Source organism: Nostoc sp. (assembly GCF_054880495.1).
Genome location: NZ_JBTYKD010000189.1, coordinates 17,189 through 27,627, shown reverse-complemented (window position 1 = coordinate 27,627; position 10,439 = coordinate 17,189). Strand labels below are relative to the sequence as shown.

At 41.4% G+C, this 10,439-nt stretch carries 9 protein-coding genes and 1 pseudogene; 3 read left to right on the top strand and 7 right to left on the bottom strand.

Features of this window, described 5'->3' with window-relative positions:
- Positions 1 to 47: 47 nt before the first annotated feature.
- The 3 genes from ACYTXL_RS18430 to petM all read right to left on the bottom strand — a co-directional run bounded on the left by ACYTXL_RS18430 (position 48) and on the right by petM (position 3,033).
- On the bottom strand, positions 48 to 965 hold the full coding sequence (locus ACYTXL_RS18430; protein WP_461926008.1) for an NAD(+) kinase: 918 nt from the start codon (positions 963 to 965) through the stop codon (positions 48 to 50).
- 753 nt (positions 966 to 1,718) lie between these two features.
- A complete protein-coding gene (locus ACYTXL_RS18425; RefSeq protein WP_461926007.1) occupies positions 1,719 to 2,717 on the bottom strand; it encodes an SDR family oxidoreductase in 999 nt (332 codons plus the stop codon).
- Positions 2,718 to 2,928: 211 nt separating this feature from the next.
- The gene (gene petM / locus ACYTXL_RS18420; RefSeq protein WP_118167852.1) at positions 2,929 to 3,033 is read right to left on the bottom strand and encodes a cytochrome b6-f complex subunit PetM; all 105 of its coding nucleotides are present in this window, start codon (positions 3,031 to 3,033) and stop codon (positions 2,929 to 2,931) included.
- Positions 3,034 to 3,239: 206 nt separating this feature from the next.
- On the opposite strand from petM, the gene pdxA reads away from it, so the two are divergent.
- Entirely contained in the window at positions 3,240 to 4,331 is a 1,092-nt protein-coding gene (gene pdxA, locus ACYTXL_RS18415) for a 4-hydroxythreonine-4-phosphate dehydrogenase PdxA (RefSeq protein ID WP_461926006.1), read from the top strand.
- Positions 4,332 to 4,370: 39 nt separating this feature from the next.
- Complete coding sequence (locus ACYTXL_RS18410) at positions 4,371 to 4,580, top strand: hypothetical protein (protein ID WP_461926005.1); 210 nt, start codon at positions 4,371 to 4,373, stop codon at positions 4,578 to 4,580.
- Positions 4,581 to 5,160: 580 nt separating this feature from the next.
- Here the strand turns inward: ACYTXL_RS18410 and ACYTXL_RS18405 are convergent.
- On the bottom strand, positions 5,161 to 5,880 hold the full coding sequence (locus ACYTXL_RS18405) for a response regulator transcription factor (RefSeq protein WP_461926009.1): 720 nt from the start codon (positions 5,878 to 5,880) through the stop codon (positions 5,161 to 5,163).
- A 1,106-nt stretch (positions 5,881 to 6,986) separates the two neighbouring features.
- Between ACYTXL_RS18405 and ACYTXL_RS18400 the strand changes: the two are divergent.
- Positions 6,987 to 7,433: pseudogene (locus tag ACYTXL_RS18400) on the top strand (rhodanese-like domain-containing protein); the annotation flags it as partial.
- A gap of 781 nt (positions 7,434 to 8,214) precedes the next feature.
- On the opposite strand, the gene ACYTXL_RS18395 reads toward ACYTXL_RS18400, so the two are convergent.
- From ACYTXL_RS18395 to ACYTXL_RS18385, 3 genes are all read right to left on the bottom strand, one after another.
- Positions 8,215 to 8,844: a ribonuclease D gene (locus ACYTXL_RS18395; protein WP_461926004.1), complete on the bottom strand. Its 630-nt coding sequence runs from the start codon at positions 8,842 to 8,844 to the stop codon at positions 8,215 to 8,217.
- An 89-nt stretch (positions 8,845 to 8,933) separates the two neighbouring features.
- Complete coding sequence (locus ACYTXL_RS18390) at positions 8,934 to 9,482, bottom strand: CAP domain-containing protein (protein ID WP_292791081.1); 549 nt, start codon at positions 9,480 to 9,482, stop codon at positions 8,934 to 8,936.
- A gap of 340 nt (positions 9,483 to 9,822) precedes the next feature.
- Positions 9,823 to 10,350 carry a CAP domain-containing protein gene (locus tag ACYTXL_RS18385; RefSeq protein WP_461926003.1) on the bottom strand — a complete coding sequence of 176 codons (528 nt, stop codon included), beginning with the start codon at positions 10,348 to 10,350 and terminating at the stop codon, positions 9,823 to 9,825.
- Positions 10,351 to 10,439: the final 89 nt, after the last annotated feature.

The following is a 10,439-nucleotide window of genomic DNA, read 5'->3' as shown; positions in this document are numbered from 1 at the left end:
CGCTCAGTACAAGTCAGTACAAGTGCCCAATGCCCAATGCCCAAGAACTAAGGCAATTCTACCGAAGTTGGTTTAGCGATATGTGGCAAACCCCAACCTAATTTTTCTCGCAAAATTCGGAAAAACTCAGGCGGTTGTAGGCGAATAAATCGGACACTATATTGCGATCGCTCCATGTACACTCGGTCTTCTGGTAAGATATAGCACCCGCCATTACCATCTACCACCATCACCAGCCGAGGAATATTTACTGGGTAGATATTAACCGATTCCGTATCGGGAAATACCAATGCTCTAGAAGCTAGGGAATGGGGACAAATGGGTACTAGCTGTAAAACAGGTACGCCAGGAGTCACCACTGGCCCACCAGCACTCAATGAGTAAGCTGTAGAACCAGTAGGCGTAGAAACAATCACACCATCCGCTGCAATATCTACTGGCGCATGACGCCCTATGGCAATTTCAAAATGGCACATAGACGTCAAAGGTTCCCGATGCAGAACCATTTCATTCAAGCAGAGGGCTTCCCACAGCACTGAATCTCCCCGAAACACTTTGACGGTGAGCATAGCTCGTTCTTCAATTTCATACTCACCCGCCATCACCTGTTCTAGTGCTTGGGGCAATTGATTCAGGAAAGTTTCTGTCAAAAATCCCATGTGGCCGGTATTCACTGTTAGCAGTGGAATACCACAGGGGGCTACTTGACGAGACGCTGCTAAAACAGTGCCGTCTCCCCCTAATACCACTGCAAACTTCATATCTGAATCAAAACCAGGAGGTGTCAGACCGTCAATCGGAGTGTGGCACACAGGACTCTCAGGGGTAGAGTAGCCCAGTATTCCACCGATACTCGATGTGATACATACATTCCAACCGGCTGCGGTTAGCTTGTCTTTCAACTCGATAGCGACGCGACCCGCTATCGGTTTAACGTCATTGTAGATAATGCCTGCTTTCGGCACACTCAAATATCCAAATTTAGGCGATGCTCTTTATTATTTGACACTCCCCGCTCTCAATATACGGAGATTCTTAGTTCAACGATATGCCTTAAAATTGTCCATCCTTGCGGCAATATTTAAACCTGATACCCGTTCAATAGAACAAAGTGCCGAGTCTAATTTAAACAACCCCAGGTGGCTCTATCTCCCTAAGCGTTAGAGAATCGCTTCTCTAGTTCCCGTATGCCCTACGGTACTTTGTCCAATCAATTAAATAGTCTTGTTTTCTGGTATGGGTACCCGTCAGCTACCCTAGCTATGTTTATCGTGGTTTTCGCCGCCCACTATCCATTATTATTTCCTAGCCAGTTGTTTTGGGGTTGGTTATCCATTTGTGCTAGCGGTTATTCTACCTGTAGTCTAATACTATTATACCCTCAAGTGTTTACAGAATATTGGCGGTGGTAAAAACCACCTGAGCGGTCACTGAGTTTGCTTGCCCTGAGCTCTTGGACAAGTGTTACCCTGAGCTTGTCGAAGGGATCAGGGTAACACCTGCGCCGTTCGCGCAGCGTCTCGTAGAGAAGGGTCGAAGTGTCGTTTTTCATCGTCTACCTAAAGGAAAGAATATGGTACTACGTACCTATTCTTTAGAGGCGCTGATTGTTCCCAGCATTTCTTGTAATCCTTACACATTTTTGGTCATGTAGTCATTAATCTAGAGTCAAATGTCCAAAGTCTAGAGTTTAACGACTAATGTTTGTTTTGTAATGACTATTGACTATTGGCTTTTGAAGACTGTTTAAAAGGAGTTTTTTTAGGTTTCTGCTTTTTGGTTTTGTTTTTCTGGTAGTCTAACTCTTTGAGCTTTTTCATTATTCGGCTGAAGTACTCTTGTAGATAGCTTTCTAAGGTTGTGGTTTGTTGCTGATCTAAACCAAAGACTGTATATACTTCATCCATTGAAGCATTTAATTGTTTACCACTAGCCAATACTTCTGTAAACGCTAACCTGTCACCTACGTTCCATCCCCACTGAAAGAACCGCATTAAACCCCGCACAGCCCGTAGTAAGTTTATTGGCATCCGTGTTACTCTGGCGTCTTTTCCAGATAAGCGTTCGCACAGGCTGATAATTTCTTCTGCACTCCATGCACGAGTACCGACTACAGGAAAAGCTTGGTTTTCGGTTTCTGGTACACTCAATGCTCGGATAGCAAACTTCGCAATGTCCTGAGTGTCCATATAGGCGATGGGAGAAGAATTGCCTGTTACCCAAACTGGCTGTGCTTCCAAAATGGGAATCCCGTACTGGCCGATTAACCCTTGCATAAAACCAGCTAGCCGCAAGATGGTGTAATTCAAGCCCGACTCAGGCAGGAAGAGTTCTGTACACCGCTTAATTTCCATTAGCGGTACTTTTGGGTATTTATCAGCATCTAAAATCGAAAAGAAGATAAAACGCTCTACACCTGCTGCTTTTGCAGCTTGAATCAATGCTACTTTGCCGTCCCAGTCCACTTGTTTGATACTCAGTGAATCTGTAGGGCGAGATGTTGACGCATCAATAACTTGGGTTACACCTTCTAATGCTTGGGCTAGGCTTTCGGGGTAACGCAAATTTCCTGGTACGAGTTCCGCACCCCATTCTTTGAGAAAAGCTGCTTTTTTGCTGCTCCGCACAAGACAGCGTACCTTATATCCCTCATCGATTGCACGACGAGCCACTTGTCTTCCTAAGGTGCCAGTTGCACCGACGATTAATAATGTCATGAGGGTCGTAATAAATTTTAATGTTTTATGAAAAGAATGTTATCAGAATAACCTATGCAAACAAAAATTTACATTTTTTCTCAGAAAATCAATTTATCTGGAGAGATTTATGAGAAAACGGCTGTCCGGTTAACGGACAAGCTTTTTTCCCATTTCGATGAAAAAGGGAGTGGGGAGTGGGGAGAATAATAACTCTTAACTCCTAACTCAATTATTCTTCTGTACCCTGAATTTTCAGTAACAATGCGCCTAAGCCCCAGCCCACGAAGATTAAACCGAAAGACAATAGAGCTGCATTCAAAAGTTCGCCGCCCATTGGTGTGATTCTCCTTATGCAAAGTGGTGTGTAAACTAGGTCTACCAGAAGCTTTTCAATAGTTGCTGTACGATTAGACCTGTGTAAATAATTTTAAACTACTTTAGCAGGTAATCCCTACTGGTTTGGGGGCAATCCCTACTGTTGAGAGAAGATGAGATGAGTAAATTGGGAAAATTGGATGATAAGAATTATGAAGAAATTTTATGTATCAAAATAATCAAGGTAGTTTAATAAATTTTAGCCAAGAGAATCGTCCGCGTTTGGCGCTGACGCTGGGAGATCCGGCGGGGATTGGACCAGAGGTGATTTTGAAAGCTTTAGCAGATCCGAAAATTGGTCAAAAATATGACGTTACAGTGGTGGGTAACAGGGATTTGCTAGCACAGACTTATTACAAACTGAATTTAACTGAGAATTTACCACCTTTGGCAAATCCAGACGAGTTATCAGTCATTGATGTGCAGTTGAATGGGGAAATTAAAGGTGAAATTATCCCAGGAATAGGTAATGCGGCGAGTGGTGCGGCTAGTTTTGCGTATATGCAATATGCGATCGCTCAAACACTCGCTGGTAAATTTGATGCTATTGTCACCGGGCCGATCGCTAAATCTGCTTGGAAAGCCGCAGGATATAATTATCCAGGGCAAACGGAACTTTTGGCACAGAAATCAGGTGTTGAGCGTTTTGGGATGTTATTCGTAGCGCGATCGCCCCATACTGGTTGGACACTCCGCACGTTACTTGCTACCACACATATTTCCCTACGTCAAGTAGCCGATACATTGACACCCCAGTTGTTGACGCAGAAACTCGATTTGTTGGTGGAGTGTTTGGAGAGGGATTTTGGTATAGATAGAGGGAGAATTGCGATCGCCGGGTTAAATCCCCACAGTGGCGAACAGGGACAACTTGGACATGAAGAACAGGATTGGTTAATTCCCTGGTTAGAGCAAGAGCGGCAAAAACGCCCACAATTGCAACTAGATGGGCCGATACCGCCAGATACGATGTGGGTTAAACCTGGTCAAGCTTGGTATGGAAATTCTTTAGTCCAAAATCCGGCTGATGCTTATCTAGCACTTTACCACGACCAAGGCTTAATTCCGGTGAAGCTGATGGCATTTGATCGGGCAGTTAATACTTCTATTGGTCTTCCTTTCGTTCGCACTTCACCAGACCACGGAACAGCGTTTGATATTGCGGGTAAGGGAATTGCTGATGCTACGAGTATGAAAGCAGCAATATATTTAGCGGCTGAGTTGGTTATTCAAAGGCTAGCGGTGGGTTGTGGTTAAAAGTTCTTTGTTGCAATATTTACTAAGAGTAATGGTTACTTGAATTTTGAAATTATCGGAGACATCACCAATATTGAAATAATTGCTGTTGGTATCTCCATTCGTGAACTCGAACGCTTGCGTAAAACTTATGGTTCAGGAAGGTGGGGGAAACTTAAAGGCTTTGCAACCATTAGTTTAGACGACGCAAGTATTTATGAAGCCCACGGAATTGGTAAGAAAGAAATCAAAATAAAACGCTTTCTATAGGAGTAATTATGCAGTCAGCGAACACAGAAACTTAATATGTTGTTTGCATTAGCAACAAAGATTATCCTGCTTCTTTAGAAATTTGGAAAATTTACCAGACTGTTTCTGATTCTGATGCTGTTAAGCACCAAATGATTAGAGTTATTGATGAATCAGGTGAAGACTATTTATATCCTAGCAATTATTTCGTATTGATTGAATTACCAAAAGCGCTTGCAGAAGCTTTTTCTCTAGCTAGTTAAAATTTAATTATTGGTACATTTAGATTTTGTTGGAACTTATCTTGAGACGATATATTAAAAGCAATAAAGTTACTGTCTGAGGCTTGAGCAGACACAAAATTACCAAATCAGTTTGTATCAACTTCCCAAATTAACGCAAGTTATACAGTCAAGCCTCAGTAAAAGTATCTAAGTAAGTCAGATATCATGATAATTCATAATTATTACTCCATGCCTAAATGCGATTTTTTGTCTCCATTAATAAACAATTGTGCAACTACTCATTAATTACGAATTACGTTAGCGCAGCCTTAGCGAGTCTTCTCCCAAGGGGAGACGCCAAGGGCGAACGAGCGTCATTACGAATTAGTATTCTCGTCTGGCACTTCAAACTTGTAACCATAGCCCCGCACAGTTTTAATAAACTCCGGTATGCTGGTATCGATTTCCATTTTTTTACGCAACTGACCAATATGCACATCAACTACCCGGCCATCTCCTACGTAGTCGCAACCCCAGATTTTTTGGATTAGCTGTGGGCGACTCCAAGCCTGATTAGGATGACTTGCTAAAAAATGTAATATATTAAATTCCAGCGCTGTTAAAATGAGAGGCTTATCGTTAAGTGTTACCTCTCGACCCTCTGGGTTAATTGCTAGCTGCTTGAAGATGATACGTTGTGATGGGGAGGGATTGATGTAGCGTATGCGTCTCAAAAGAGCTTCTACTCTAACTTCAACTTCTGCAAGACTAAATGGTTTAGTCATAAAATCATCAGCACCTGCGCTTAAGATTTTAATTTTATCAGCCTCGTCAGTCCTACTAGTCAGGATCAGCACTAAAACATTAGTACGACTCTGCATTTCTTGGCAGAGGCTATAACCATTGACATCCGGCAAATTCCAATCCAGAATCACTAAAGCTGGGTTGAATTGCTCAAACAACGATAAGGCGGTTTTACCATCTGCTGCTGACTCTATTTGATATTTCCGACTTAAAAAACGATTGACGAGATTTCGCACGCCGAAGTCATCATCGACTATCAGAATTTTGGGAGTAGTAGCGGTAATCATAACTATAATGCTGCCTATTGTAGATTGAGCGATTCGTTGTTAGTCCAGTTTTGCTTTACGTGTTTATTGAAAGTGTATTCACGCGCGTCTCTGGTGAGTACGATCGCTATTGTAGTACTTGTATACAATTAATTTTCCATCAAGTTTATGAAAACTTCAGCGATCGTAATGCTGATAAAATGTATAGTTTTGAAATTTTATACTTAAGATAAGTGTAATTGAAGACCATGTTGATCACCGCAAATAGTCCAGAGAAACACTAAACGCCACGGCAATTACTACAACTTTGTCAGAGCAACGCCCTCCCTGATTAGTTTAGATATCTATAACGCCTCATAAACGAAGCCATAAGCCAATTGAGATTTTAAACTCCTACTTACCCAAATGTACTCTAGCCAACGGGTATGTCCTTTTGAAGGGGGTCTACGAAAATTTACTCAGCGTGCATTTACATATAGGTACTCTCTTAAGTATATAATATACTACAAGTTTCAGCCTGAAACTATGACAAGCCAATGACTGAGAATATTACCACAAGGTATAAGGGCAGCAAAAACAGCTTTAACAGACAAAAAGTCAGCATAAACAGGATTTACGCAAACAATAGCCGAAAAGAATGATTTTCTTCTTAGGGGCAATACCCTGCGGTCAGCCTTTGTCTACATGAATTGCCCCAGAGTGCGTGTAGTTTTGCGTAAGTTCTAATAAATTAGCAACAGCTTTGCTTTAAGCATTACACCTCAACCAGCTTCCAAATTTTTTGCTGCTTTAGTCGGTTTCACGCTCTTGTTTTATGCAAATTTGCCAACAGCTAAAGTTCTCTTTTTCTATTAATTAGGTGGCGAATCTAATAAATTTAAATTTATTTACAATGTGTCTAAATAATTAAAGATTAGAAATATAAACTTATTATATATTTAATTAATTTAATCCAAAAAGCTGACTTTATGTAGTCTAAGTTGACTAAATTTACAATGGATTAAATGGTAGAAAATATTTCAATTACCCAGTCTATCTCAGGAGAGAGTTTGAGTAAATTCATCCCAGAGAAAGAGCAATTAAATCTCCTTAGGCCCTTAAATTGGTATAAATATCATTAGTAAGGAATAGTTATGACTAACAATTTAGTAGGCGGCATCATTCCGCCCCAGCCACCCATAGAAGCACAATCTGATGTTGATGTCCTGAAGACTCGTCTAGAATGGGGCGAACCAGCTTTTACAATATTGGATGTGCGCGCTCGCCTGATCTTCAACCAAGGTCACATTACGGGAGCGATCCCGACCCCAATAGATGAATTGGTAGAGCGTGCAGTATCTTCTTTGCATAAAAGTCGTGATATTTACGTTTACGGTGCTAATGAAGAAGAAACTGCCCAAGCCGCACAACAACTGCGTTCTAATGGATTTGAGCGTGTCTCTCAACTCAAAGGTGGTCTTGCGGCATGGAAGGCGATCGGTGGCCCAACAGAAGGCACTATTGAATCAAAAACTCCCCCAGGTCCAGATGACTACAATGCCGTAGATAAGCTAAAAAATCAGCAAGAAAATTTGCAAAAGGGAAGTAGTAGCGTCACCGAAGCTATTAAAAAGGGAGCTAGTAACCTCAAGGAAGGCATTCAAGAAGGAGCTACTAACCTCAAAGAAGGCATTCAAGAAGGAGCTAGTAATCTCAAACAAGGCATTCAAGAGGGAGCCAGCAATCTCAAGGAAGGCATTAGTGAATCTAAAACTCCTAAAGACACTGAATGATTCCAAATATTGCATCTTAGGCAAAGCTGTACTTTGAAACTACCGAGGCAAAGTCCGGCTGCACGGACTAATCCTCGCTTGACGTGAATTCGACGGCTCATATAGTCTTTGCCTAATTAGCTGAAGTAAAAGACCTCTAAGAGGTTTTACTACTACGCAAAACTGTCCCTCTCCGACGGTCAGAGGAACAGATTTGAGCTTTAGTCAAGAGGTTCGTCGAACTCACGTTAGCCTGGGTTGGCAGACTTTGTTTGTGAGCCACTGACTTCTAGTACAACACGGCGTAAATAAAGCACCGATTCCAAATTCAATACTTCTCTACCAGAGGCTGGACTTCTCTACGAGACGCTGCGCGAACGGCAAGGCTCAGTGACCACGTCAACGGCAAGTATTACAGTGAGCCCTTCGGCAAGCTCAGGGTAAGACCTGTCAAACTGCTGTGTTACCATGAAACGCTTACCCTGTATACCTGTTTGAATCTGGAATTTTGAATTCCGCCTTGGGGTACTAGTCTTTTGGCGTAGCGTGTGCTTGGCGTAGGGCAATTTGCAAAAATTGATGCTTCTTTTGCAAGAGGTTTATTGTTTGATCAATGTTCAAACAAATCCTTAAATTGCAACAAATCTAAGGAAACAATTGTTGGCAGAAATTCAAAACATTCTTGAGCAATTTCCCAACGTTCTTCTCGTTTGAGCATTTCTATTAGCTTTTCCTGCACACTAAGTAAGTAGCGCACATCATTGGCAGCATAACTCAGTTGAGCTTCTGTTAAACTAGCGGCGTTACCCCAATCAGAACTTTGAGAACTTTTATCCAGTTCCACTTGTTCTAACTCTTGTACCACATCTTTGAGTCCGTGGCGATTTGTGTAAGTACGGGCTAATTTACTAGCAATTTTACTGCAAAAAACAGGCTGAACCTGAATCCCCAAATTAGCTCTCAAAGTGGCTAGGTCAAAGCGAGCAAAGTGAAACACTTTTACGACATTTGCCGCTTCCAAGAGTTTTTTTAAGTTTGGAGCGTCAGCTTGTCCTTTGGCTATGCGGATTGCAGTCACTTTCCCGGATTGGTTGCACAATTGGACAAGACACAAGCGATCGCGCAGTGGCAATAATCCCATCGTTTCTGTATCAACTGCGATCGCTGCTGATTCTAAATACTGGCTAAGGGCTGCGTCACTGAGATCGCGATCGCTCACCTGAAAATCTTGTAATGTCATGAATTGTTTAAAAATAATAGCAGTGTCCAGCAGACAAAAGTCTTATCAGACACTAGATTATTATTGTGCAAAAACATCAGAAATTAAATCTACCTAGTGTGGAAAAAAAGTTGTGTCAAGTAGACATCGCCTTGATTATTAGTAGCAACGCCAATTCCAGTCAGGTTGTAATTTCCTTTAAGATTCTTTAAATGTCCAGGACTGTTGATCCAACCAGTAACAGCTTCGTCTACAGGGTTGCTATATCCCCGGTTGAAAGCAACATTTTCCGCCGCGCTGTTGTAGCGAAGAGGGATAGCTTTGACTCGCCGTTCAAATCCCTGATGGCTAAATGGGGTTTTACCTTTAGCCATGTTTTGACTATGAATTCTTGCCTGTCGAGTAATATTTGCATTTAGAGTCAACTTTGGCAGTCCTTTAGAAGTCCGATATCGATTAATTTCATCAAATACTGATTTTTCTAGCTCAGTAGTTTTAAAAGTAGGAGTCGATATTGCAGCCTGACTAGAAAAAAGCGACAACAGCTTATTACGGGTGGATGTATTCGTAGAAGGATAATTTGGGATCGGAACAGTCGTTAATCCACTAGCAAGGACAAGCGCACTTAAAGCGATGCCAAAAGCAGTTTGTCGGAACATGGAGAATTGCGTAATGTGTAGAGATATAAGACTTCTACTTTACCTTATTGTTCCGAGGATATATACCACGATACTATTAAGGGTTGATGAATTTCGGCAATTTGGCTATATTCTTGTATCGCATATACAAACAATCATTTCCAATTGTCAATACTTCAATCGGTCAGCTAGATAAAAATCACAGTTATTTTTGCTGAGAATTGAAGATTTTTATGAATTACTAAAAATTAATGTAGTACTCGATAGACAAATGTCATTTAAACTACATTATTCGTAAAAGCTTTGCTAAGAGGCTGAAGTCTGGGGAATTTGAGAAAAAACCTGAATTTTAGCAAATCTATCAGCGAAGGAAAATTTGTGTGAAGTAGATTTCGCCTTGACTGTTGCTAGCGACACCAATCCCCGTCTGATTATAATTGCCTCTAATATTGGCTAGATGCCCTGGACTTTTGAGCCAGCCTTGAACAGCTGTTTTAGCAGGAGCAGTATATCCCTGGTTATAAGCGACATTTTCACCAGCTGCACTGTAAGAAATACCGATTGCTTGAATCCGTTCTGAAAATCCCCTATGTCCAAAGGGAACTTTACCATTAGCCATGTCCTGACTGTGAATCCTGGCTTGATTATCAATGGCAGAATTCACAGTCAGGTTTGCTAGCCCTTGGGAAGCTCTGTAATTATTAATTTGGTTGAAAACTGACTGTTCTAGACCAGCAGTGTTGATGCTAGATGCTACGATGTGAACAGCATTATTTGATACATTTGAAGATGTCGGCGTAAAAGTTGGATTTGTTACAGGAGTAGCGATCGCTCCACTACTGATAATGATAGTGCCTAAAGCAACGCTATAGATTGTTGTCTTAATCATTTGCTTGCTGAAAGTAAAGTTGCCAACAATCTAACTAAAGTAATGTCAGTATGACAAATTGCTTATATGTCTATATAGTTTTAATTATG